Annotated in this window: 23 protein-coding genes; 9 read left to right on the forward strand and 14 right to left on the reverse strand. The window is 34.2% G+C overall.

The genetic code is table 11. From position 1 onward, the window contains the following. Positions 1-66: 66 nt before the first annotated feature. Positions 67-1,464: a class II fumarate hydratase gene (fumC, locus tag HM990_RS05735; RefSeq protein ID WP_178991859.1), complete on the reverse strand. Its 1,398-nt coding sequence runs from the start codon at positions 1,462-1,464 to the stop codon at positions 67-69. 236 nt (positions 1,465-1,700) lie between these two features. Between fumC and HM990_RS05740 the strand changes: the two genes are divergently transcribed. The 6 genes from HM990_RS05740 (at position 1,701) to HM990_RS05765 (ending at position 7,835) form a co-directional block, all read left to right on the forward strand. Then, complete coding sequence (locus HM990_RS05740; RefSeq protein ID WP_178988014.1) at positions 1,701-2,075, forward strand: nuclear transport factor 2 family protein; 375 nt, start codon at positions 1,701-1,703, stop codon at positions 2,073-2,075. 420 nt (positions 2,076-2,495) lie between these two features. After that, entirely contained in the window at positions 2,496-3,200 is a 705-nt protein-coding gene (locus HM990_RS05745) for an esterase family protein (protein ID WP_178988015.1), read from the forward strand. 44 nt (positions 3,201-3,244) lie between these two features. After that, positions 3,245-4,540, forward strand: coding sequence for an ATP-grasp domain-containing protein (locus tag HM990_RS05750; RefSeq protein WP_229719385.1), 1,296 nt, complete (start codon positions 3,245-3,247; stop codon positions 4,538-4,540). 61 nt (positions 4,541-4,601) lie between these two features. Further along, a complete protein-coding gene (locus HM990_RS05755; RefSeq protein WP_178988016.1) occupies positions 4,602-5,696 on the forward strand; it encodes a carboxylate-amine ligase in 1,095 nt (364 codons plus the stop codon). A gap of 111 nt (positions 5,697-5,807) precedes the next feature. Further along, the gene (locus HM990_RS05760) at positions 5,808-6,626 is read left to right on the forward strand and encodes a type 1 glutamine amidotransferase (RefSeq protein ID WP_178988017.1); all 819 of its coding nucleotides are present in this window, start codon (positions 5,808-5,810) and stop codon (positions 6,624-6,626) included. Positions 6,627-6,632: 6 nt separating this feature from the next. After that, positions 6,633-7,835 carry a hypothetical protein gene (locus HM990_RS05765; protein WP_178988018.1) on the forward strand — a complete coding sequence of 401 codons (1,203 nt, stop codon included), beginning with the start codon at positions 6,633-6,635 and terminating at the stop codon, positions 7,833-7,835. Between the two features lie 25 nt (positions 7,836-7,860). Here HM990_RS05765 and HM990_RS05770 read toward each other — a convergent pair whose 3' ends face one another. From HM990_RS05770 to HM990_RS05790, 5 genes are all read right to left on the reverse strand, one after another. Continuing rightward, on the reverse strand, positions 7,861-9,051 hold the full coding sequence (locus HM990_RS05770; protein ID WP_178988019.1) for a succinylglutamate desuccinylase/aspartoacylase family protein: 1,191 nt from the start codon (positions 9,049-9,051) through the stop codon (positions 7,861-7,863). 6 nt (positions 9,052-9,057) lie between these two features. After that, positions 9,058-10,902, reverse strand: a complete 1,845-nt coding sequence (locus HM990_RS05775; RefSeq protein ID WP_178988020.1) for a CBS domain-containing protein — start codon at positions 10,900-10,902, stop codon at positions 9,058-9,060. Between the two features lie 182 nt (positions 10,903-11,084). After that, on the reverse strand, positions 11,085-12,284 hold the full coding sequence (locus tag HM990_RS05780) for an ATP-grasp domain-containing protein (RefSeq protein ID WP_178988021.1): 1,200 nt from the start codon (positions 12,282-12,284) through the stop codon (positions 11,085-11,087). A gap of 229 nt (positions 12,285-12,513) precedes the next feature. Further along, complete coding sequence (locus HM990_RS05785; protein WP_178988022.1) at positions 12,514-13,926, reverse strand: leucyl aminopeptidase family protein; 1,413 nt, start codon at positions 13,924-13,926, stop codon at positions 12,514-12,516. A gap of 10 nt (positions 13,927-13,936) precedes the next feature. Further along, positions 13,937-14,704: an alpha/beta hydrolase gene (locus HM990_RS05790; protein ID WP_178988023.1), complete on the reverse strand. Its 768-nt coding sequence runs from the start codon at positions 14,702-14,704 to the stop codon at positions 13,937-13,939. A 229-nt stretch (positions 14,705-14,933) separates the two neighbouring features. On the opposite strand from HM990_RS05790, the gene HM990_RS05795 reads away from it, so the two are divergent. Both HM990_RS05795 and HM990_RS05800 read left to right on the forward strand, forming a co-directional pair. Next, on the forward strand, positions 14,934-17,330 hold the full coding sequence (locus HM990_RS05795; RefSeq protein ID WP_178988024.1) for a DUF2339 domain-containing protein: 2,397 nt from the start codon (positions 14,934-14,936) through the stop codon (positions 17,328-17,330). Then, positions 17,314-18,543, forward strand: a complete 1,230-nt coding sequence (locus HM990_RS05800) for a DUF3999 family protein (RefSeq protein ID WP_178988025.1) — start codon at positions 17,314-17,316, stop codon at positions 18,541-18,543. The genes HM990_RS05795 and HM990_RS05800 overlap by 17 nt, the downstream gene beginning before the upstream one ends. Before the next feature lie 3 nt (positions 18,544-18,546). Here the strand turns inward: HM990_RS05800 and HM990_RS05805 are convergent, their stop codons facing one another. Continuing rightward, the gene (locus HM990_RS05805; RefSeq protein WP_178988026.1) at positions 18,547-19,176 is read right to left on the reverse strand and encodes a hypothetical protein; all 630 of its coding nucleotides are present in this window, start codon (positions 19,174-19,176) and stop codon (positions 18,547-18,549) included. Between the two features lie 17 nt (positions 19,177-19,193). Further along, complete coding sequence (locus HM990_RS05810; protein ID WP_178988027.1) at positions 19,194-19,868, reverse strand: ABC transporter ATP-binding protein; 675 nt, start codon at positions 19,866-19,868, stop codon at positions 19,194-19,196. Positions 19,869-20,131: 263 nt separating this feature from the next. On the opposite strand from HM990_RS05810, the gene HM990_RS05815 reads away from it, so the two are divergent. Beyond that, complete coding sequence (locus HM990_RS05815) at positions 20,132-20,410, forward strand: hypothetical protein (RefSeq protein WP_178988028.1); 279 nt, start codon at positions 20,132-20,134, stop codon at positions 20,408-20,410. A gap of 97 nt (positions 20,411-20,507) precedes the next feature. Here HM990_RS05815 and HM990_RS05820 read toward each other — a convergent pair whose 3' ends face one another. From HM990_RS05820 to HM990_RS05845, 6 genes are all read right to left on the reverse strand, one after another. Further along, positions 20,508-22,751 carry a TonB-dependent receptor gene (locus tag HM990_RS05820; RefSeq protein WP_178988029.1) on the reverse strand — a complete coding sequence of 748 codons (2,244 nt, stop codon included), beginning with the start codon at positions 22,749-22,751 and terminating at the stop codon, positions 20,508-20,510. A 46-nt stretch (positions 22,752-22,797) separates the two neighbouring features. After that, positions 22,798-23,139, reverse strand: a complete 342-nt coding sequence (locus tag HM990_RS05825) for a hypothetical protein (protein ID WP_178988030.1) — start codon at positions 23,137-23,139, stop codon at positions 22,798-22,800. Beyond that, on the reverse strand, positions 23,136-23,630 hold the full coding sequence (locus HM990_RS05830; RefSeq protein ID WP_178988031.1) for a DUF6787 family protein: 495 nt from the start codon (positions 23,628-23,630) through the stop codon (positions 23,136-23,138). Before HM990_RS05830 ends, HM990_RS05825 begins: the two co-directional genes overlap by 4 nt. Positions 23,631-23,679: 49 nt before the next feature. Beyond that, complete coding sequence (locus tag HM990_RS05835) at positions 23,680-24,183, reverse strand: DUF6146 family protein (RefSeq protein WP_229719386.1); 504 nt, start codon at positions 24,181-24,183, stop codon at positions 23,680-23,682. Positions 24,184-24,363: 180 nt separating this feature from the next. After that, a complete protein-coding gene (locus HM990_RS05840) occupies positions 24,364-24,543 on the reverse strand; it encodes a hypothetical protein (RefSeq protein WP_178988032.1) in 180 nt (59 codons plus the stop codon). A 196-nt stretch (positions 24,544-24,739) separates the two neighbouring features. Then, a complete protein-coding gene (locus tag HM990_RS05845) occupies positions 24,740-25,375 on the reverse strand; it encodes a DUF937 domain-containing protein (protein ID WP_178988033.1) in 636 nt (211 codons plus the stop codon). Between the last annotated feature and the right edge of the window lie 34 nt (positions 25,376-25,409).

Raw genomic sequence — 25,409 nt, forward strand, 5'->3', positions numbered from 1 at the left:
TCAATGCTAATATAGTAATTTATCGCTAAAAAATGCACTTCATCGAACTTATAATGCGTTTTATCGTTATTTAAGGCTTCCTACCATATTTTCAGGTTTTACCCATTCATCGTAATCTTCAGCAGAAACGTAGCCTAAATTTACAGCTTCTTCTTTTAGGGTTGTACCATTCTTATGAGCAGTATTTGCGATTTCCGCAGCTTTATAATAACCGATTTTAGTATTTAAAGCAGTTACCAACATTAAAGAATTGTTCAATAATTCCTTAATAACTTGGTGGTTAGGTTCGATACCACTAGCACAATGCTCCTCAAAACTTACACAAGCATCACCAATTAACTGTGCGGATTGTAAAATGTTCGCGGCCATCATTGGTTTAAAAACATTAAGCTCGTAATGACCCTGAGTTCCACCAACTGAAATAGCCACATCGTTACCCATAACCTGTGCACAAACCATGGTTAAGGCTTCACATTGTGTTGGATTCACTTTTCCTGGCATAATTGAGCTTCCTGGTTCGTTGGCAGGAATGATAATTTCTCCAATGCCTGAACGTGGTCCAGAAGCCATCATTCTAATATCATTAGCGATTTTGTTTAAGGAAACAGCTAATTGTTTTAAGGCACCATGGGTTTCTACGATAGCATCATGTGCGGCCAAGGCTTCAAATTTATTTTCAGCTGTTATAAACGGTAAATCCGTAAATTCAGCAATATATTTAGCAACTAGAACATCGTATCCTTCTGGAGTGTTCAGTCCAGTACCAACAGCAGTGCCTCCTAAAGCCAATTCACTTAAATGTGCTAATGTATGTTCCAATGCTTTTAACCCATGATCCAATTGCGATACGTAACCTGAAAATTCCTGACCTAAAGTCAAAGGTGTGGCATCCATTAAATGGGTTCTACCGATTTTTACAACTTCTTTAAATTCCAGAGATTTTTTATGCAACGTATTTCGTAATTGAATAACACCAGGAATAGTCGTTTGGACCACTTTTTTGTAGGCTGCAATATGCATTCCAGTAGGAAAGGTGTCGTTAGACGATTGAGATTTATTGACATCATCATTAGGCTGAATGGTTTTTTCGCCTTCTCCAATAGTTTTTCCAGAAATTTGATGTGCTCTATTGGCAACTACTTCATTCACATTCATATTGCTTTGCGTACCTGAACCTGTTTGCCAAATGACCAAAGGAAATTGGTCATTATGCTGTCCTTCTAAAATCTCATCGCATACCTTTGCGATTAAATCACGTTTTTCTTGAGATAAAACCTCCAATTCACAGTTGGCGTAAGCCGCTGCTTTTTTGAGATAAGCGAAGCCATATACGATCTCTAAAGGCATAGATGCTGGTGCACCAATTTTAAAGTTATTACGAGAGCGTTCGGTTTGTGCGCCCCAAAGTTTGTCGGCTGGTACTTTTACCTCGCCCATCGTGTCTTTTTCTATTCTGTAAGTCATTGTATATAAATTTTTAAGCACTACAAAATTACTCATTTTGTTAGTCTTTAAGAATTGAAAATTGGCTTTTATTTTAATAGTTTTGAAGTATCAACGTTAATAAGTTATTGATAGTTCTGAGTTGGAAAGTGCTGCTGTTTTTTGATTTAGAATTAACTTTAATTTCATGCTCCAATATGTAGCGCTAAAATGGCCTCATACCACTAAATTTTACGAAAACTGAAAATAAATTCGGAATGAATGACCATATGAAAAAAAGTGCTGTTAATTTCTATAAATTAGCGTACGAAGGAAATCCAAGAAAAGCGACGGAATTATATGTTGGAGCTGAATATAAGCAACACAATCCTGATGTAGAAAACGGAATCGAGGGTTTTATCGACTATTTTGAGCGCATGCACTCTGAATATCCAAACAAATCAATCGAATTTGTACGCGTGATATCTGAACATGACATGGTTGCTTTACATACGCATCAAATTTGGCCAGATAATGATGAATACGTTACTATGGATTTTTTTAGATTCGATAGCAATGGAAAAATTGTTGAGCATTGGGACGCCATCCAACAGATACCAAAAAAATCTGCTAATAAAAATAAAATGTACTAGTTGAATTAAACAAAGGAACTGAAATAAATTACACGAAAATTTGCAAGAATAAAGTTTAAAGCGCCTTTTTGAGTTCGCGAAAATTTTAAATTTGGTTATCTCGGTTTCGGAAATTAAATTAATAAGAAAAATTTAATATTGCTCCGAGCATCTAAATATTTAGTTCTGTTTTTTTAGGGTAACTTTAGTATAGATTCGGCCATTATACAACAACTTCTAACCATTAATTAGTTTACCTAAATAGCATTGATTATCAGATTCTTGAGCTTTTTCATCAATATTTTGCTATTGCAAATACCATATACTCAACATTTTTGGTTAAATTATTCTTCATTTAAATAAAATTTTTTAAAAAATCTAAAACAAATAGACTAATTTTGCGCGCTTAAAATTTAAGTTAACCAATTTAAAACTAAACAATTGAAGGAAGAACATTTTAAATGGTACTCACCAACTTTAAGTAGGGATATAGAAATGCTGGTTTTCGGCCATGCTGGTTATCCCGTAATTTTGTTTCCTACAACCATGGGAAAACATAATGAGTGTCGGGATATGGGACTCGTGGAATCTGTGCGTTGGTTTGCGGAGCAAGGTTTGGTGCAAATTTATTGTCCAGATAGTATCAATGAATTAAGCTGGTATAATAAAAATATTCATCCTGCAGATCGTGCAAAAAATCACGCTTGGTACGACGAATTTATCATGAATGAAGTCGTTAATAAAATTTGCGAAGAAAAGAAAATGCATAAAGTGGCTGTGGCTGGACCAAGTTTTGGTGGATACCAAGCAGCTAATTTTGCGTTTAGACATCCAGACCGTGTAAGTCATATGTTCAGTATGAGTGGTTCTTTCGATATTAAATCTTTTGTAGATGGCCATTACGATGACAATGTGTTTTTTAATAACCCAGTAGATTTTTTACCAGGAGCGGATCATCCGGATTTATGGAACATGAAAATTGTATTAGGCGTAGGGGAATGGGATATTTGTTTAGATGCCAATAAGCGATTGGCTGGGATATTAACAGAAAAAAACATACCTTTCTGGTACGATGAACATAAATGGGCTGAACACGATTGGCCTTTATGGAACAGAATGTTTCCACATTATTTATCAAAATTATAGACTAACGTACAAATTATTAACGAACTAACTAATCCATTTTAAATATGAAAAAAATAGGCATTTTATTCGGTCAAGAAGATACCTTTCCTTGGGCATTTATAGACAGAGTTAACGAAAAAATTAAGTCACAAGGCATTAAGGATATGGTTGCAGAAGCCGTATCAATTGATACCGTAGAACAAGCAAAATCTGATGAATACGCAGTAATTATAGATAGAATATCTCAAGATGTTCCGTTTTATAGAGCCTATTTGAAAAATGCTGCCATTACAGGAACGGCTGTTATAAACAATCCATTTTGGTGGAGTGCAGACGAAAAGTTTTTCAACAACGCACTAGCAGAAAAAATTGGTATTCCTGTACCAAAGACTTTTATTTTACCATCATCCCATCGTCCAGAAGGTACGGATGAAAATTCTTTTAGAAATATGAAATTCCCATTTGATTGGGAAAAAATGTTTAGCACGATTGGTTTTCCAGCGTATATGAAACCACATGATGGTGGCGGATGGAAAAGCGTTTACCGTGTAGAAAATCCTGATGATTTATGGGAAAAGCATAGGGAAACTGAGAATTTGGTGATGATGCTGCAAGAGGAAATTAACTTCACGGAATACTTTAGATGTTATGTATTAGGAACTGATAAAGTGCATATTATGAAATATGAACCAAGAAACCCGCATCATTTACGTTATGTTCTGGATGGTGAACCAGTAGATAAAAAGATATTGGATTTAGTTGAAAAATACTGTATCAAATTAAACAAAGCTTTAGGATATGATTTCAATACAGTTGAGTTTGCCATAAGGGATGGTGTACCTTATGCTATCGATTTTTGTAATCCTGCGCCAGATGCAGATATACATTCTGTAGGTCAAGATAATTTTGACTGGATTGTTGAGAATGCAGCTAATATGGCCATTGATAAAGCAAAACAATACAAAAAAGGTAATATGAACCTTACCTGGGGAACTTTTGTAAAAGACCAGATGGAAGCTCCAAAGACAGCTACAAAAAAGCCAACGGCAAAGAAAACACGAGCGAAGTCAGCCTCTGCTGAAGTTACAGCGACTAAAGCGAAGGCTGCGGTAAAGAAAACGCCAGCTAAAGCACCTGTAAAAAAGAAAGTTGCCGAGAAGGCAGCTGTTAAAAAGGCGCCTGCTAAAACGGTAGTAGCGAAAAAAACAACAGCAACCAAAGCGGCTCCAAAGAAGGCACCAGTAAAAAAAGCAGCTACAAAATCAGCTGCTACTAAAACTACTGCGACCAAAGCAAAAACTGTGGCTAAAAAGACGACAGCAAAAAAGGCTACGCCTAAAAAGAAAGCAGCTAAAAAATAGATAATTTAAAAAAAACCTGACTATTAATCATAGTCAGGTTTAATCTAACCAACCGCTAAATATGAAGTTTACTTTAGGTATTGAAGAAGAGTATCAAATTATTGATCCTGTTACTCGCGAATTAATTTCACACGACCAGCAAATTGTAACAGAAGCGTCAAAAGTTATGGGCGACCAATGCAAGGCAGAAATGCATCAGGCCGTTGTGGAAGTAGGTACCAATATCTGTGAGGATATTACGGATGCTCGAGAACAAATCTCTAATTTGAGAAAATCAGTATCTGGTATTGCAAACGACTTAGGTTTTAAAATTGGTGCCGCAGGTACGCATCCATTTTCTAAATGGGAACACCAACTGATTACACCAAACCCAAGATATGATGAAATTATCACTGAGCTTCAAGATACGGCACGTTCAAATTTAATTTTTGGATTACATGTGCATGTTGGTATGGCAGACAAAGAAATGGCGATACATTTAGTAAATGCCATGCGTTATTTTTTGCCGCACTTGTATGCGTTGTCAACCAATTCTCCGTTTTGGGAAGGAAGAAATACAGGTTTTAAATCCTTTAGATCTAAGGTGTTCGACAAATTTCCAAGAACAGGTATTCCAGGAATTTTTGAAAACTATGCACATTACGAGAATTACGTTAACCTTTTAGTTAAGACTAAGTGTATTGATAACCCAAAGAAAATTTGGTGGGATATTAGAGTGCATCCTTTTTTTCCAACTTTAGAAGTTAGGATTTGTGACATACCATTAACCGTGAATGAAACCGTATGTATTACGGCAATAATTCAAGCATTGGTGGCTAAGTTATATGACTTGAGACGACATAATCTGAACTTCATGAATTATCATCGTGCATTGATCAACGAAAATAAATGGCGAGCAAGCCGTTATGGTATTGATGGAAAAATGATTGATTTTGGAAAGGAATCTGAAGTAGAAACAAGACTCCTTATGTTAGAGTTATTGGATTTTATTGATGATGTTGTGGATGATTTAGGCTCTCGTAAAGAAATTGAATACATTCATGAAATGCTTAAAAACGGCACAGGAGCAGACCGTCAATTAGAAATATTTAAACAAACAAACGACCTTACCAAAGTCGTGGATTACGTTACTGAACAAACGATTTTAGGATTATAAAATAACCTACTTATTAGATGATCGCTGAAGTTTATCTTGAACATTATTGAGTAAGAACTATATTTCTCACAAAGATAAATTACAACGTAATTCGAAAGGCGAAAAATGAATATGAAGAAAGAAAAATTAAAATTAGCAATTTTAGACATGAACAATGATGTCCCTAACCAAGGCCTTCGTTGTATCAAAGAGATTGTTGAAACATTTCATGAAGAAGTGGCCTATCGCATATTTAATGTGAGAGCCAAAGGAGAAATACCAGATGCATCTTATGATATCTATATTTCGAGTGGTGGCCCAGGAAGTCCATTGGATGAAGGTGAATGGCGACAACCGTATTTACAACTAATGCAAAACCTTTGGGATATTAATAAAGCCGATACAGAGCAAAAAAAGCATGTATTTTTTATTTGTTATTCTTTTCAAGTGATTTGCAATTATTTTGAACTTGGAGAAATAAAACCAAGACGAAATACGTCGTTTGGAATTTTAAAGGTTCACCAAACCAAAAAAGGTCACAACGATCTTATTTTTAAAGGTTTAAATGACCCGTTTTATGCGGTTGACTCAAGAGATTGGCAATTGATTCAACCTAAACTGACTGTGTTCAAAAGGCATGGTGCTACGATTCTAAGCTTAGAAAAAATTAGGACGCATGTAGAATTAGAACGCGCCATTATGGCCGTTCGTTTTTCAGAAGAATTTGTAGGCACCCAATTCCATCCAGAAGCAGAACCTGTGAGTATGGAATCATATTTTTCATTAGAAGAAAATAAAAAGGTAGTTATTGATAGTTTTGGAGAGAAAAAATATAACGAAATGATGAATCGCATCGATGATCCAGAAAAGATAGAATTAACTTATAATACCATTTTACCGAGTTTTATTCAGAACGCGATTGATAAAGTTAAACAACCTGTAATGTCGTAACTTATAATGATAAAAGACAACCGAAATTCATACAATGCCAATTTTTCTGAAGAAAAATATCAAGCATTTCTGGAAGATATCAATAGTTCATTTAATTATAAAGTACCTTTTAAGATTGCTGAAACTCCCGTTTTTATATCCAAAGCATTAAAGGCTAAGTTAAAAGAAGCCTGCGAGGAGATTATGGCCGTAATCGATCGTCCGGATTTTAAGGATTTAACTAAAGATGCCTTTTTTGACGCTAATACAATAGTGCCTAATGAAGATGAACGTCCTAAATTTATTCAGTTAGATTTTGGTATCTGTAAAAATGAAAACGGCGAACTTACGCCCAAATTGATTGAGCTTCAAGGTTTTCCTTCTTTATTTTTCTTTCAGGATTTTGTAGGTAATAAGTATCGTAAACATTTTTCAGATGTCATTCCGAAGCATTATTCGCAGCATTTAACAGGCATGTCTTCTAAAGAATATATAGAACTTCTTACGCAAGAAATGATTGGTGATACTGACCCTAAACAGGTTATTTTATTAGAAGTAGAACCACATAAACAAGCCACAGCTATTGATTTTTATATTACTGAAGCGACGCTTGGTCTTAAAATTATTTGTATCACAGAATTGATTAAAAAGGGGAAGCAATTATTTTATAAAGATGAAAACGGTAACGAGGTACGTATTTTAAAAATTTATAACCGTATCATTTTTGATGAACTTCACCAAAGGCAAGATTTAACTGGTCAGTTTAAATTTCAAGATGAAGTCGATGTCGAATGGATTGGACATCCTAATTGGTTTTTCCGAATTAGTAAATACCTCATGCCTTTCTTAGAAGGGAAGTACATTCCAAAGTCTTACCACTTAGATAAATTGGAAGCGATACCTTCAGATTTGGAAAATTACGTTCTAAAACCTTTGTATTCGTTTGCAGGAGCTGGAGTTCATATACATGTTACCGAAGAGATTATTGAGAGTATTTCAAACAAATGGAATTACTTATTGCAAGAGAAAGTAGCTTATGCACCAGTTATTGATACCATGGATGTGCCCGCAAAATGCGAAATAAGAATGATGATGATGTACAACTCAAAAACCAATAAAACTGAAATAATAAGTAACCTTATGCGCTTAAGTAAAGGTGAAATGGTAGGTGTGAAGTACAATAAGGATAAGACTTGGGTTGGCGGCAGTACTGGGTTTTTTGAACCATAATTATTTAAAACTTTTGCTTAGGTGATTAGTACCATTGTTCTTTACGGTACATTTCCTTTTTTGAAACCCGCTCTCGGTTATACAAAAGCACATGTGTTTCGTCTAATTGTTTATTTCTATAGCCAAACAAATGAAAAATAGATTTTGCCATAAAGCGTGTGACCTTTAAGTTGGCTCGTAAAACTCCACAGCGTTTATCATGCCATGTAATTCCCGGAAGTACCGTTAGTAAATTGTCTGCTTGGATTTTTCTAAGAATTTCAGATAGTTTGAGGAAAAATCGCGGTATTGCTTGTATAATAAAGAATCCATCATCACCAGAGTTTTGGTACAATGGCATAAATAACATAGCATTATAATCTGAACAAATAAGCTTTTCGTTTGAAGTTGCCAATGCGGTTCCTTTTTTTATATATTGAAAACTCTCAAATCCAGCATGCATTGCGAACAGTTCCTTTGGTTGAATGTGGTATTTGTAAATTATTTCGAAAATAGAAGCGATGTTATTCGATGATTCTTTTAAGGTTTTTTCGTTTTTCTTAATTTTTCCTACCTCGTTAATTCTTAAAATTCCTGAATGTTGAAGTGCTAAATATATAAAGGCCTCGCAGTTTTTTATGGCTTCAGGATCTGTGTGCTGTCCAGATTCAAAACCCACAGAAACATAACCCAAGGTGTTTAAGTAGCTTAGTAAAGGGCCTTCTAAATATTCTTCGATACCCAAAACTACAGGCACTGGAAAACAACTCGAAAATTTACGGTTGATTAAAGCATCATTAATAGTAATAAAGGGTAACGATTTACTAGAAGTTGTATGTAAATCAATAAAATAAATTGGACTTTTAGTTGTTGCAAAAAGCTGGTTGATAAATTGGAACAATGCACTTTGTTCTTCCTCTTCATCAGTTAAGTTTTCTTTTAACTTTAATGCTTTTAGTTGTTTTTTTGTCCACATTCTGTTTAAATCAGAATGTAAAAAGCGTTTATTTTCTTGAAGTGCTTTTATATTTCCGTAGACACCGTATACCTCACCAATTATATCTTTTTCTCTAATTGTTTTAAGTACATTATTTAAAGCATGGACACCAGCAGCTTCATTACCATGAATACCTGCAAAAAAGACTATTGTAGAGCCTTCAGTATCACTCTTAATATGATGAAAAATCCTGTCAGTAGTTGTTGCTTTTTTACTATCTATTTCAGAGCTGATTTGCATGCTATTTTATAAATCTTTTGTTGTTAAAATGCCTAGCAATTCCTTATTTCTAACTACAGGTAAACAGTTAATTTTATGTTTTTTCATAAGTGATTTCGCGTCTTCCAAAGGCGCTTCCTGTGATATGGTAATTAAATCTGTCGTCATGACGTCCTTAACTTGTGATTTCAAATCGAGATCACCTAATTTAATCAAATCCGTCCAGGTTAATAGACCTTTCAACTCTTTTTTGCTGTTTATAACGGGCAAATGGTGTATGTTTTTCCATTTCATAATATTGAGAACTAACTCTAAGCTATCTTTTTGTTCTACCAAAATCATTTTGGAGTTCATATTGTGTTTTACAATACGACTGACATCTATTTTTAGATTCTCATCTGGATTAAATAACTCCCATTGATCTACTGTTTTATCCTTGAATTGATGCTTGTACATATAAGCAGTGATATTCTGTAACGCTTCAAAATTAGTCTTGTTTTTTTGAAGGTTTCTAAAGTTGTCCACTATCCACTGTGATCCGTTTTTGGACTTTGCACGATCTTCTATAATCGATAGATATTTTGTAATGTCAGTAGCATTAATATTGGCTTTTTCAAGTCCTTTTTTCGCCATTGGTATGAATTCTTCAAGAATTAAATCTTTCGCTGTTATGAGCTCATTGTTCCATACAAATTGGGTTTCCATTCCCGTTCTGGCGGCTTTAAAAAAGTTGCTTTTTATATCTTTAAAGTCCATTTTATTGTGAATTCCCTTATATGCCTCAGGTTGGCCTAACATCAGACCAACCCAAAAAGCCATATTGGCAATTTCGTCGGTTAATGTTGGTCCAGACGGAATATAACGACATTCTATTCTTAAATGTGGTTTGCCGCCTCCAACACCATAACATACGCGGTTCCATTTATAAACGGTTCCATTATGCAATTGTAATGCTTTAAGCTTTGGAATGTCTCCATTTTTCAGAACTTCGATACTGTCATCATGTTCATTTGATGTGAGAAGACTTCTAAAATGTGAAATATGGTTTTTAAAAATATCCGTTACAGTACCTTTTTCCCAATCGGAACCAAAACTAACACGTGATTCTTTTTCGTTATGAATAAAGGAATTTGTACGTGTATCAATACTTTGGGTAAAAAGGGCTATTCTTGTTTCTGCCCATAATTCCCTTCCAAACAAAATTGGAGAATTAGCGCAACTACTTAAAACAGGACCTGCAATGGCCTGTGCCCAATTGTACTTTTCTACAAATTCGTTTGGTTTAATTTGCAGATGTGTTTGAAAACTTGTGTTACAAGCTTCGAGCATTACGCTATCGTGAATGAGGTTTAACTCATCAACACCTTTTATGTGAATATGAAATGGTTCTAACCGAGAGGATTTTAAGGCTTTATTAAGCACAAAATATCTTGGTTTTTCGGTCATATAATCATCCTTTATATGCATTGATCTTAAAGTTGGTAAGATACCAGTGAGTACAATTTTAGAATTTTTTGTTTTAGCCGTTTTTTTAGCTTTATTTAATAGCACTTTAATTTGAAGATGTAATTTTGAAAAACAATCACTACCTAATTCTAAAGGGTCTGAGTTAATTTCAAGATTATATTTACCAATTTCCGTTGTAAAATGACTATCATTTATGGCCTCTAAAATCTCAATACTATTATTGTTTGGAAAAAAATCTTTATGTGTGACACAAAACTCTTGTTCAGCACCAATTCTTATGGGCTCTTCTTCAATTAAACCGTTATTGAGCATGAGATCCAAAGCCTCAAGATCTTTGACCAGATGATGCACATATAATGCCTTATCTTTAGAACTTTTAAGCTGTTTAACGTCCAAACGACCCATAATGACCTTAGGTTATGGTTATAAGTTGTAAGGTACACTTTGTGAAAGAATTAAAGAATGACTTTTATCATAATGGCTATACAATGATATAAGATTGTCCAATAGTATAAAAATTAACAAGTTTTCGATCATTTTTATTGTTCCTAAAAATGTTTACTTATGGCATTATAGGGCAGTTTAAATTACAACGACTTATCAGGCGCAGGCAAACTAGCATGAAACTCTTCTCCAATGCGATGAGTATATTGGTCTAATAACTCCAAAACCCGGTCACTAGAGTCGGAAGCAACAATTAATCCAATATGCCAAGCCTTGTTCATTCTCCAAACAATTTCTTCATCTGTAAAACTGGAAGTATCAGGATGTTCATATCGACTTAAAGACACTACAATTCCTGCGTATTGATTATTTATTTTTGGAAGTTTGTAGCCTGTTTTTCTAAGATTGGCACCTTCAATTCTTGCCCATTCTACCCAAAGGTTTATTCCAGAGGCTGCTTCTACCATTTCGGCTAAATTGGCGCCTCCAACACGAGAAGAGGTCTCTAAAAAGAACAATTCACCTGTGGCTTTAGATTGAATGAATTCAGTATGTGACGCTCCAAACTGCATTCCAAAGGCTTTCATCACTTGTGCATTCATTTTTTGTAAACCTTTTTCTACTTTAGAACCAATTTCTGAACTTGCAGATCTAAAAATTCCGCCACCATGAGCGACTTCAAAAGGCGTGTCTAAGTACTTGCTGACTCTAGCGAATTTAACTTTTCCATTGTCATTTAAGCCATCAACATGATACACATCGCCTGGTGCAAATTTCTCGACTAAATAATTATCGCGTTCATCCCCTAAATCATTGATAATTTGCCATAACTCATCTTTGCTGTGAATCTTTTTTATACCTGTTGCAGAGGCTTCCATTCTTGGTTTTATTAACCAAGGCGGACTCACGTTATCAGCATAAGCGTTTATGGTGTAATTATTGAACAAGTCTGTGAACTCAGGAACATTGACCCCTTCTTCTTTGGCTTTTACACGCATGGCTAGTTTATCCCTAAAATAGTGCGCTGTGGTTCTTCCCATGCCTGGCATTCTAAAATGTTCACGTAGTAATGCAACTTTTTCGACATCAAAATCATCGAGGGCAACAAAACGATCAAATTTGATGGTTCTGAATTTGTAAGCAATGCCTTTTACGATATCATTTTGATTCCATTCTTCAATGTAAAATGTATCGTCAATAAATTCCCAAGGCCAAGGTTCTTGGTCGAGTTTCTTTTTGGTTAGTAGATACACATTGTTACCTTCAGCTTTTACACTTTTTAGAAAATCTTCACCTTTAAAATAGGTTGAAATACAGAGGAAATTTAGTGGTTTATCGGCCATGGTTTTTTTGATTAGAATCAAGATCGCTTTGCTTACAAAGCCAAGAATCAAGACTTGTTTGATTATTATAGTATCTGTTCGAGTGATTCCGGTTTTTTAGCCGAATCGTATCGAGAACAGATTTAAGTTTAAAAAAGATTCTCAACACTAATTTTTTTCAAAAAAATGAAAAAAATTCACTCGAATAAATGAGCATTTCTTATGTAGTTTCAATTTACAAAACTCTGAATTACTTCAAAGCTTTTTCCTTAATAAATTCAGTAATCAATTGAATGCCATAACCAGAAGCACTTTTCATCTTCGCATAAGGCGAACTTCCAAAAGATACGCCTGCGATATCCAAATGCATCCAATTTTTATGATCTTCAGTAAAAGATTCCAAAAATTGGGCTGCATTTGTGGCTCCCGTTAAAGGTTTGCCACTAAAATTCCTTAAATCTGCGATATCGCTATGTAAGTCGCTTTTGTATTCTTCGAACATCGGTAATTGCCAAACGCGTTCGTGTACTTTATAGCCGATGTCAGACATGGTTTTTGCCATAGCTTTATTATGAGTAAACATTCCTGCTGCTTCATAACCTAAGGTTCTTACGACGCTTCCTGTTAAAGTTGCTAAATCAATTAGATAGTCAGGTTTTAAATTTTTCACCGCATAACTTAAACCGTCTGCTAAAACCAAACGGCCTTCGGCATCAGTGTCTATTATTTCTATGGTTTTGCCAGAGTAGGAATCAATAACGTCTCCTGGTCGGTAACTTTCTGCATCTACTGCATTTTCGGCAGAGCAGACAATACCAACAATGTTTATTTTCAGTTTTAGTTTGGCAATCAATTCCACAACCCCTAAAACGACTGCGGCTCCTCCCATATCACTTTTCATATAGTGTAAATTGGTAGAGGGTTTGATGGACAATCCACCAGAGTCGAATGTAATTCCTTTACCAACTAAAGCGATATCCACTTTTTTACTGGATTTACCATTGTATTCGTTAATGATAACTACAGGTTTGTTTACGCTGCCTTTTCCAACCGATAAAACGGCTTCAAAACCTTGCTTTTTAAGTTCTTTATGTTTGAGAACTGTACATTCATAGTTAGCATTTTTAGATGATTTTTCCGCCCAATCCCCTAAAAATTCAGGGGTTTTGATATTCGGTGGCGCATCAACCAACCCCTTTATTCTGTTGATGGTTTCTCCAGTGTATTTTCCTTCGTCTAAAATTTTCTTAACGCTTTTGGTAGAAGAAAATGATACGGTTATTTTATTTTGCTTCTCCTTTTTCGATTTGAATTCGCCAATTTCATATTGTGCCATTTCTAGCCCAATCACGGCTTTTCTCACTTCATCTTCGGTTAAATTCTCAGCATACACCTGAATGGATTTATCCCAATATTTTTGGGTGTCAAAGGCCAATTTTTGAAAGGTATTTTCTAATTGAGCACTGTGTTTTTCTTCGCCTAATCCTATGAGGTATATTCTGTTACCTTCACTACCATAAAGTAATTGATGCGTAGAGAAACTGCCATCGAAATCAGGCTTTGCTATGGGTAAAAAATATTTTATCGCTTGTAGATTATCCTTTCTACAGGGTAGAATAAAATCTTTTGAAGTATTTAAAGTTTTGGTGTGTTTGTATGTCATAACTATTGAATTAAAAATAGAGCCATTTTACGGCTTTCGGGAATTCTTCGCGCCAATGTTCTTCGGCATGGCTGCCATCTTCATTAATTGAAAAGTGAAAATCAATATGATACCCTTTTACCATGCGTTCTTTGATAATTGCGCCTAGTTTTTGAGCATTAGGTAAATGCTCAATACTTTCCTTTCCGCCAGAATAGAGATAAATCTTCGATTCTTCAAGCGGTTGAAAGGTTTTTGTATTGTTAAAAATCGTTTTGGAAATCCATAAACTCGGCGAAAAAATCATCATTTTACCAAAAATCTTCGGGTTTTTTAGTCCTGCGTGCAAACTGATAAGTCCTCCCATAGAACTGCCTCCAATGCCAGTATTATCAAAATCGGTCAAGGTTCGGTAATGGCTATTGATGTATGGAATTAATTTTTCAATCATAAATTGAATATAAAAATTACCTTTTCCTTCGCCAAACCTTGGATGATAATATGGTAAATATTCATTGATGCGTTCTTCGTTTCCATGATCTACGGCAATAATAATGAGATCTCCAAATCCTTCTTCGGCCAATTTTGCCATGGATTTATCAATGGCCCAATCTCCAAAAGGCGCCATTGGGTTAAATAAATTTTGGCCATCCTGCAAATAGAGTACAGGATAGCGCTTTTCGGTTTCGTAATAATCGTGTGGTAATAATGCCGAAATTTTTCGGGTAGCATTAAGATGTGGAATTTCGTAGGCTTCTTCCAGCACTTCAATAATAGGTTCGAACTCCGTCACTGTCATTTATTTTAATTTAGGTGTAGCGAAAATACTATTTTATGATATTAGATACCTAAAAAAATTAAACAGATGTTAACAATGTAATAAGGATGGATTAATTTATATGCTAAATATTGAAGTCATTGAATGGAATTTAAAAATATCGCTTTAACCTGTAAATTGAAGATTAAAATTTTATAAGCTATTTTAGCCTTGTCTTTTTCAACTTACAAGGTAACCAAATCACTGTTATATGGCTTCAAATCATGAGCTTATAGATAAATTAATTGAGAAATTAGAATTGCTTTTTAAACAACAAGCTAAGTTTTCTGCTGAAATTAATAGTCTTAAAGAGGAATTGTACCGATTACAATCTGATGTAAGTCAAGCGAAGCCAGAAGCAATTAAAGAAGAACCCTTAGAAGAGTTTACTAAAAATGAAGCGGTGAATCCTAATGTTGAGAATACAATTGACATAGAAGAAAGAATTCAACAAGAACCTGAATCTATTTCGGATGTTCAGAAGCGTAATAAGTTTATTGAAGAATTAAAGTCAAATTCTGAAACCAAGACAGCAAAATCGAAATCGAGTTTAGAGAAATTTATAGGCGAAAACATTCTGAATAAAATCGGCATCATCATTACGATTATAGGTGTTGCAATTGGTACAAAATATTCCATAGAAAACGATTTAATAAGTCCGTTGACCCGAATTATCCTTGGGTATTTAACCGCTATTGGTTTACTTGGTTTTGGCATTAAACTCAAAGAAAAATACGAATCTTACAGTGCTGTTTTAGTGAGTGGCGCTATCGTAATTTTATACTTTATCACGTTTTTTGCCCATAGTTTTTACGGGCTAATTCCGCAATCGGTCACCTTCGCTCTTATGGTAGTTTTTACGGCATTTACAGTGGTTGCAGCTATAAGTTATAACCGACAGGTCATTGCACATATTGGTTTGGTGGGTGCTTATGCTGTACCTTTTTTATTGAGCAACGATACTGGTCGCGCAGACATATTATTTGGTTATATGGCGATTATTAACATTGGAATTTTAATTATTTCGTTCAAAAAATATTGGAAATCACTTTACTATTCGGCTTTTATATTTACATGGCTTATTTTTATGTCTTGGTATTTTTTCGACTATAAACCAGAAGAACATTTCGGACTGGCTTTATCCTTTCTAACCTTATTTTTCCTCATATTTTATATCACATTTATAGCTTACAAACTCCTAAAAAAAGAAGCCTTCAATTCTGGAGATGTGGTTGTGTTATTGCTAAATTCCTTCGTGTTTTATGGATTGGGTTATGCGGTTTTAAATGATTACGAAACAGGTTCACAATTATTAGGTCTGTTTACATTGGGCAATGCGGTTATTCATTTTATAGTCAGTGTGTTGTTTTATAAGATGAAACTAGGCGATAAAAAGTTGTTTTATTTAGCGTCTGCCATGGTTTTGGTGTTTATTACAATAACAATTCCTGTGCAATTAAATGGTAATTGGGTCACCTTACTATGGGTTGGTGAAGGCGCTTTATTATTCTGGTTAGGCCGGACAAAAGGCATTTCTGTTTACGAAAAACTATCCTATCCTTTGATGCTATTGGCTTTTCTCAGTATGTATCAGGATTGGTCGTATGCCTATAGTTCATATTATGGTTTGAATACTGAAAATACAATCACCTCTATTTTTAATATTCATTTTTTAACCTCCTTATTATTTGTTGCTGCATTTGGTTTTATTGTGTGGCTTTCTAGAAAGAAAAACTATGTTTCGGCATTTAAACCCGATTCTAATTGGAACAAATTATGGTCTTTTATAATTCCTTCCATATTGATATTTAGTGCTTATTATGCGTTTCGGCTTGAAATTGAATTGTATTGGGATCAATTATTTTACACTTCCAAAATTGAAATAACTTCAGAAGACAACTACAATAACGCCATTAGGAATTATGATTTAAGAGATTTTAAAACGATTTGGATTCTTATTTATTCCTTATTATTTATGGCAGCCTTGGCTTATGTGAGTTTTAAATTCATCAAAAACAAAACTCTAGAAGTAATAACAATAGGTCTTACGGTGGCTACAATAGTTATGTTTTTAGCGCAGGGACTTTATGCTATAAGCGAGTTACGGGAAAGCTATTTAAATCCTTCTGAATATTTTGACCAGACCAGCTTTTATTTATGGATTCGTTATATATCGTTCATCTTTTTAGCTTTGGCATTATTTACCTGTTATAAGTTTATTAAGCGTGAAGGCATAACGAGAGGTTTCAAGATTACGTACGATATTTTATTGCACCTTTCCATTATTTGGGTGTTAAGTAGCGAACTGATTCATTGGATGGATCTATTTGATTCTGCACAATCCTACAAATTAGGATTGAGCATACTTTGGGGAGTGTATGCCTTTCTTTTAATCGCTTTTGGGATCTGGAGAGATAAAGCTTATCTGCGCATAGGAGGTATGATTTTCTTTGGGATTACCTTGATAAAGCTGTTCTTTTACGATATTGTACATCTCAATACCATTTCAAAAACCATCGTGTTTGTATCACTTGGTGTGCTGCTTTTAATCATTTCATTTTTATATAACAAATACAAAAACCAGATTACAGATGACGTTAACGACTAAGCTACTCACAAGTTTTCTTATTGGATTTACGTTTATTTGTTCGGCGCAAATGGAAACCTATAATTACAAAAGAACATTGACGAATGTGAATGATGAATGGCATCAATTCACTTTGCCCATTGCTGTATTTGGAAAGTTGAATTCGGATTTGAGCGACCTTAGAATTTATGGCACTACTGAAAATGATACGATTGAAGCCCCTTACTTTCTTGAAGTACTGTCAGATAAAATAGTACATAAATCCATTCCTTTTAAAATCATCAATAAAACGAAAAGTGACAATAACTATTATTTTACATTTCAGTTAGATTCTGAAAATACTATTAACCAAATAAACTTAAATTTCAATGACACTAATTTTGATTGGAAAGTGGGTTTAGAAGGCAGCCAAAACCAAAAAGAATGGTTTACGATACTTGAAGATTATAGAATCTTGGCCATTAAAAATGAAGCGACCAATTTTAAATTTACAACCCTTGAGTTTCCTGAAACGAAATATCGTTTTTATAGACTAATAATCAAACATACGGTACAACCGGAATTAGAATCTGCTCAACTTTCCAAGCACGAAATCACAAAGGGAAATTCCGTGAAATACCTTATTGAATCACTTAAAACGAAAGAGGATAAACAGTTAAAAACGACTACAATAAATGCAGAATTAGAGTTGCCAATAGCGCTGAGCCAAATAGATATTGATGTGAGCAACAGTTTTGATTATTATAGGCCTCTAAAAATTGAATATCGCAGTGATAGCACAAAAACTGAAAAAGGATGGAAATACCATTACAGAACAATAACAAGTGGCACATTGAATTCTATGGAAGCCAATCGGTTTAAATTTGGAAATACGATTGCCAAATACCTAAAAATCACGATTTACAATAGCGATAACCAACCCTTGACGATTTCAGATTTTACAGCCAAAGGTTATGAATATAGGCTGATTGGTCGATTTACAGAACCAGCAGATTATACGCTGGTTTATGGAAATCCATCAGCAAGACAGCCTAATTACGATATCAATAAGTTTAAATCTAAAATACCTAAGGATTTAAAGCCTTTAAAAGTAGGAGCAGAGGAAGTCATCTTAAAACGAGGGCAGCAAAAGGTAACACCACTTTTTGAGAATGGGTATTGGCTTTGGGCAATTATTGGTGTGGTAATTATAGTGTTGGGAGGTTTTACGCTAAGGATGTTGCGGAAGGGTTAGTGTTTATTCATAAATAAGTTGAGTTGTTTCCCAAACATGTTCTTTTGAAAATTCACCGAAAAAACTTATATATTTACCTTCTTTAGAGATAACCACAAAACTTAAACATGGATAATGATGTTTAAAAAAATGGTTCTCAATAATTCCCTCTGGATCTTTTTTCCAATTAACTATTCCTGAATATTTATCAAGTCCATTATTATCTTTATAAATAAAAATGGGGTCAACTTTAGCTATCTGATTTAAACCGTTTTTTAGTTCGTTATGCCAATTTTTAATCCAATTTCTATCTGAAGAACTTCTACTGTTACAACGGTCTTTTCCTGGATAATAAATAATCACAATTGGTTTATTTGAGTCTATTTCTTTTCCAATCTCTGTTTCAAGTAAGGATTCTAATATTGATCTATCCGCAATGATTCCACGGTTCTCTCTATAAATTAGTCTTTTTTCATTTACTGAATCTCCTGGGATTTCTAAAAAATTATTAGTTGAAAGAATTTCATTGAACTCTGGTCTACTTATTTCTATACCATTTTCGTTATAATATTTGAGCTTTTTTTGCTCAACTTTTGTTGAAGAACAGGAACAAACTAAAATTCCGAAAATAAATATTTGAACTATCTTTTTCATGAGTGTAATTAAAATTATTAAGTAACAATCTTCCCATCAACCATTGTCAGCTTTCGGTCTGCCATAGCGGCCAATTCTTGGTTATGTGTGACAATTACAAAGGTCTGATTAAACTCATTTCTTAATTTAAAAAACAAATTATGCAACTGATCTGCAGATTCACTATCCAAATTTCCAGAAGGTTCATCAGCAAAAATAATATTAGGATTGTTAATCAAAGCTCTTGCCACAGCCACACGTTGCTGTTCACCACCAGACATACTGTTGGGTTTATGATGAATGCGCTCGCTTAAACCTAAATAATCCAATAGTTCTTTAGCACGTTTTTCGGCATCTGTTTTTGGAGTGTTATTTATAAACGCTGGAATACAAACATTTTCTAAAGCCGTAAACTCTGGTAATAATTGATGAAATTGAAAAATAAAACCAATATTCTTATTTCTGAATTTCGCCAAAGCCTTATCATTCAGCGTTTTTATGGATTGGTCGTTTATAATCAGTTCCGTATCTGATGCGTAATCGGGTTTATCTAAAGTACCCAAAATTTGAAGCAATGTCGTTTTACCTGCACCAGATGCGCCGACAATAGAAATGACTTCGCCTTCTAAAATGGTTAAATCAACTCCTTTTAAAACTTGAAGTTCTTTATAGGCTTTTTTAATTTGCTTTGAGGAAATAACAGTTTTATTCATACGTTGTGAAAATAATACTTAATGTCATAATCTACAATTTTATGATGTAGATATTATGGCAAATAAGTTGAATGTTTGTTTAATACGAATTACACTTTTTGTTTCAAATGTTATAAGTACTTTAAAATTGAGTAATTCATTATGAGTGCAGCATATTAAATACATAAACTTCTAGAATGCTAAGTGCGTTCTAAAAATAATGGCTATTAATGTGAAACTGACAGCTACGATTTGTTTGGAATAATTATTGATTTATGTAAACTATGAATAAATACAAAAAATTAGGAGTAGGTCTGTTACTGGACGCTTTAGGCTTTGTCTCCTTTATAATTCCAGGAGTTGGTGAATTCTCCGATATTATTTGGGCACCAATTTCGGGTTGGTTAATGACCAAATTATATACTGGAAAAGCTGGAAAAATAGCAGGAGTTATCGCTTTCGTCGAGGAAGCTTTGCCTGGCTTTGACGTCATACCAACATTCACTTTGATGTGGTTTTATACTTATGTTTTTAAAACTGATAAATCAGTAGAAAAGGTTTAATATAAGTCAATTTGAGCACAGTCAAAACATTATATGTTTTAAAGCTAAAGTGTTTTGAATGTGCTCAATTTGAGATTTCTTATATAATCAAATACGGTTACAACGCATATGTAACTCCAACGGTTACATTACGTCCCATGTTTAAAATGCCATCGGGTTTTAAGCGTGATAAATGGTGAACGTATGCTGTATCAAATAAGTTGGTTGCAGAGATAGAAACATTCATATCATTTTTAAAAATTTTGAAAGTACTACCAGCACCTATACTAAATAGGTTGTAAGCATCTGAAGTCGTTTCAAAAGTATTCACTTTGTTTTGGGCAAATGTAGAACGTAGTTTTATAAAGACATTGATATTTTTCATGGACTTGGAATTAAACTCTGCACGTAGTGTATTGGTTAATGAATTTGCAGGAATTAATGGCAAATAGTCATCATTATCCAATTGGCCTGTTACAGATTCAAAACTACTTTCTAAGTGCAGCCAATGGATAGGATGCGGATGTAAATGCAGTCCGAATTCCCCTCCATACAAAGTGGCATTCTGCTGTTCATATAAAAACACTGGGTCTTCATCAATGAATTCCCCATTTGGATTTAAGAAAATATAATCATTCACTTTATTGTAAAAGGCATTAGCAAACAATTCAATATGCTCATTTTTATATTCTAAAGCTAAATCGACTTGAAAGTTTTGTTCGTTGGCTAGGTTTTCATTTCCTATTTCATAACGATTTGTGCCTTCATGTGTGCCATCAGAGGCTAGTTCCGCAAGATTTGGAGCTCTAAATCCCGTTGCTAAATTCAATCTGGCCGTTATTTTTTCGAAAAGATGGGTTTTAAATCCTAAGGCGCCATTAAAAGAATTAAAAGATTTGTCAAAACTATTTTCTATAGCTATTGCCCTTAAATCATAGCGTGCCCCTAATTGTACATCTATGGTTTCAAAATGAATATGTGAGGTTGCCAAAACACCGAAATCATTAGTTGTTGCATCAGGAATCAAAATTTCTTCGCCGTAATTTGAATTCATTTGACTCATACCTTGGACGCCGACAATCGTTTCAAATCGTCCTAAAGCTGGAAGATTGTATTTTACATCGTAGTTAAACGTTTTTAACTTCATGTTTAAAGCCGCTTCTAGTTCTTCATGTTCATTGTGGTCTTCCTCGTGTTCCTCATCATGGCCTTCTTCATGTTCTTCCTCGTCTTCATCATGATGATGTTCTTCTTCAAATTCTTTCCTGTTATTATAGAGATATCCCAAAGTGACATCTAAACTGGAATTTTCAAAAAATAATGTTGATTTTGAACTAAAAATATGATTGTCAATATTTTGAAAAGGCAACATCGGTGTTTTAGCTGTGGATTGGATTCCGATCCCTTCAGGTAAACCTAATTTGGCATTATTTAAATTGTAACGCAATTCGGTTTTGAAATTTGAAGATAGATACCCTAATCCCGCTTTAAAATCCTGTTCCCTATATCTTGTGTTTGTCACTCTGTACTGCTTGGTGTCGTAATCGGAATGTTCTGTTAAACTTCCCCTAAATAAAAATTTGAATCCTTTACTAGACGCTTTATAACCAGCATTTGTGGAATAACCTTTGGTGTTACTAAAATAGTTAACCGAAGCATCTGCGGAAGATTCGTCCCTATTAGCAAAACGCTCGGGATTAAGATACAAAACACCACCTAAAGCGTCGCTACCATAGAGTAGGGAAGCAGGTCCTTTGATTACTTCGACACTCTCAATTCCGGCATCATTGATACCAAGTCCGTGTTCGTCTCCAAATTGTTGATTCTCTAAACGAACCCCTTGTGTATATACCAACACACGATTTGAACTAAGTCCTCTAATGACGGGTTTACCGATGCTGTTTCCTGTACTCACGCTTTCTACACCAGCAATTGTGGTTATACCTTCTGCAAGTGTGAGTGCGCCCGAAGCTTTTAAGTCCCTTATCTTTTTTTGTTCTACTTTCATCACGTTTTCACTTTGTAATTTGTGAAAAGGAGTAGAGACAATCACTTCTTCCATTTCCATGGCAGATTTGGATAGCTCAATGGTTAAATGATCTTCAGTAGGAACGGAAACTGTAAGGGATTGTGTTTGAAATCCAATAAAAGAAACTACGATTTTATAGGTGCCCTTTGAAAGTTGAAGGGAAAATTCACCATTAACGTCAGTTATGGTTCCCGTTTCCTGTTCTGGTAAATAAATGGTTGCGTAAGGTATTGCTGTTTGAGTTGATTGCTCTAAGACCTTACCGTCAATTGTGTTTTGAGCATAAATATTAGTGCATAAAATACCTAATACTATGAATAGAAATCGATTCATAAATAAATGATTTAATAATAATTAATAAAAAATAAAATTCTGATTATTAAATCAATTGAGGTGGTCCTCGAAGTGCTGTTTGAAGCTTTTGATAATCACTAACAAATTCGTATTGGGAATCTGTTATTTTGAAGTTCCCTTCAGTTGGAGTAAGCGTATCTATTTCAATTTGAAAGTAAAACTGATTAGTGAGTTTGAATTTGTGAAAATCACAATCAATATCAGATTCGTGAAAATGCGTGTCTGAAGAATTATCGTCTTCACAAACGTGATGGTTGTCGTGTGTAAATACGTGATTTAATTTTACTATAGATGGAAAGAGAACAACTAAGACTAACGTTAAAGCGCAAGTCTTAAATAATAATGAAATAACTGTTTTTAAATTCAATCTAAAAAGCGTTTAAATCCAAATCTGCTCAACATTTTCTTTTCAAACTCCCAGAAAAATTTGAACTGACCAAAAAGCCATCCAAAGAATACCAATAGAATCTGGTAGAAAATTAGACCAATGATAATGAATAAAATCCAGTAGAGTATAGGATTTAAGTTTTCTTTAGTAATTCCTAGGAGTTTTATAATTGGTCGGCCCACATATAATGAAGATGAACCTGTAACAGCGAATACCATGAACACACGGATCATTTCCCATTTGTAGTCGAGAATCCATTTTTTTTCCAGTTTTTTGAATATGAATAGCGTCAATTTCAAAAGAAGAAAAAAGATAACTAAAGATGAAATGATATTAAAAACTAAATTATAATCTTTTAAAATAGCATTCGACATTTTGAAGGCTGAATAGCCTAATACAACGATACCAAAAAAGGGAAATAACAACTGCCAATTATGCTGAATTTCCCAATGTTTTTTAAATTTTTCCATAGTCCGACAATCGTGCTGCAAAACTAAGAAATTAACTTGTATTTACAGACTAAATTCTGGGCATAAAAGAAGATAAACGCTGTTTGTATTTCAGTTGAAAATAGATAAAATAATTGTACAATTTATAATTTACCTCATAACCATAATCGGTTCGTGTATCATAATCGATACGAAGTTCGTAGAGATTAGGATCGTATGTCATGGGTTGCATATTTCTTTGATTCCAAGCCTGTACCAAAATAGCATTTCTGGACTCTAAAAATTGTTGTGAATAATAACCCTCTGGTCTCGCTGTGCCAATTAGCCAAGCGTTAAATCCAGGTTCGATAATAATAATTTCGTAATCACTTTCGTCGCTACTAATGGATACCGTATCATTTTCCACAAGTCCACTTTCATTGCCGTTATCGATTGTTTGGTTGGTGTTGTAAGATTTACAACTTGCGATTAATATAAGAATTATTACAAATGGGATTATCGTTTTAAGGGATCGACTGAACACCTTACTGGATTTATCAGAGAGCGGGTTAGATTTTAAAAGTGGGTATTTCATAATCTTAAAGATATTAAAAATTTGTTAGTGTCTATTGGAGTTATAATCTATTTAACACTACAAATAAAAGCCACAATGAAGCATTTGCCAATACAAAATGAGTGAAATGATGTTGCCATTGAGTCAATGGCTCTATTTTAATTGGAATCAGAAAATTAGATAGATAAAACAGTTAAAAATCTATTTTGGTTTTTTGGCTCCGCGTTCTTTATGTCCGTGCTCCTGTTTACCATATTGATTGTAATGGTCTTTTTTCTGAGCTCCTTTTTCGACTGTTGCATTCGGGTGAAGAATTTTTTCATGCTCGGTTTTTGGATTTTCCCTGTTTTTGTCGTTTTGTTTTTCTTTATCTGAATTCATAATGAGTTGTTTTTGATACTATCAATAAGTATAAAATTTTCCATTTACATTGATGTTTTTGCAAAATATGATAACCCAATCCGAAATTATAGGTTGTAAACCTTAAACTTTGATGGAACATATTGTTTTTTGAAAACAAAAAAAAAGCAGCTCAAATAAAAGAACTGCTTTCTGCAAATTATTAAAGAAAGGAATATTATTTCCCGAATAAACCTCCTAGAAGACCGCCAAGACCACTTTTTTTGTTTCCACCTCCTAAAATCATACCAGCGACATCATCAACCACACTGCCATCTCCATCTGCATCTAATATTTTTTCCAAGAAACTTTGTTCGTTTGCCGTATCGCTACCTCCAAGTAAACCACCTAAAAGTCCACTAACATCACTCTGGGAGCTCACATTATTTTGTTTGGCTTGTTTGCCTATAACACCCATTAAAATTGGTGCCGCTACTTTAAGTATATTGGCGACAGATCCAGAATCTAAACCAGCTTTCTGACCGAGGATTTGCTCCACGCCTTGTTTTTTTGATCCAAGCACATGATTAAGAATTTTGTCTCCATCATTTTTTACGTTGTCATCAACACCACCACCAAATAATCCGCTAAGATTATCCAAGATACTTCCATCATGCTTGCTGTTTAAAGCTCCCATAAGGCCTTGTGCTCCTTCTGGAGTGGAAGCGTTGCGCTCCATTGCTTTCATAAGTACTGGTAACGCCATAGTTAAAACACTACTGGTTTTGTCTTTGTCTGTACCTGTAGAACCAGAAACGCCACTAATAATAGTGCTTCCTAAATCGCTGTTTAATAAATCTAATATTCCTGCCATTTTTATATATAATTAAGGTTAATAATCTCAATGT

Origin of the sequence: Winogradskyella schleiferi (assembly GCF_013394655.1) — a bacterium.
Taxonomy (GTDB): domain Bacteria; phylum Bacteroidota; class Bacteroidia; order Flavobacteriales; family Flavobacteriaceae; genus Winogradskyella; species Winogradskyella schleiferi.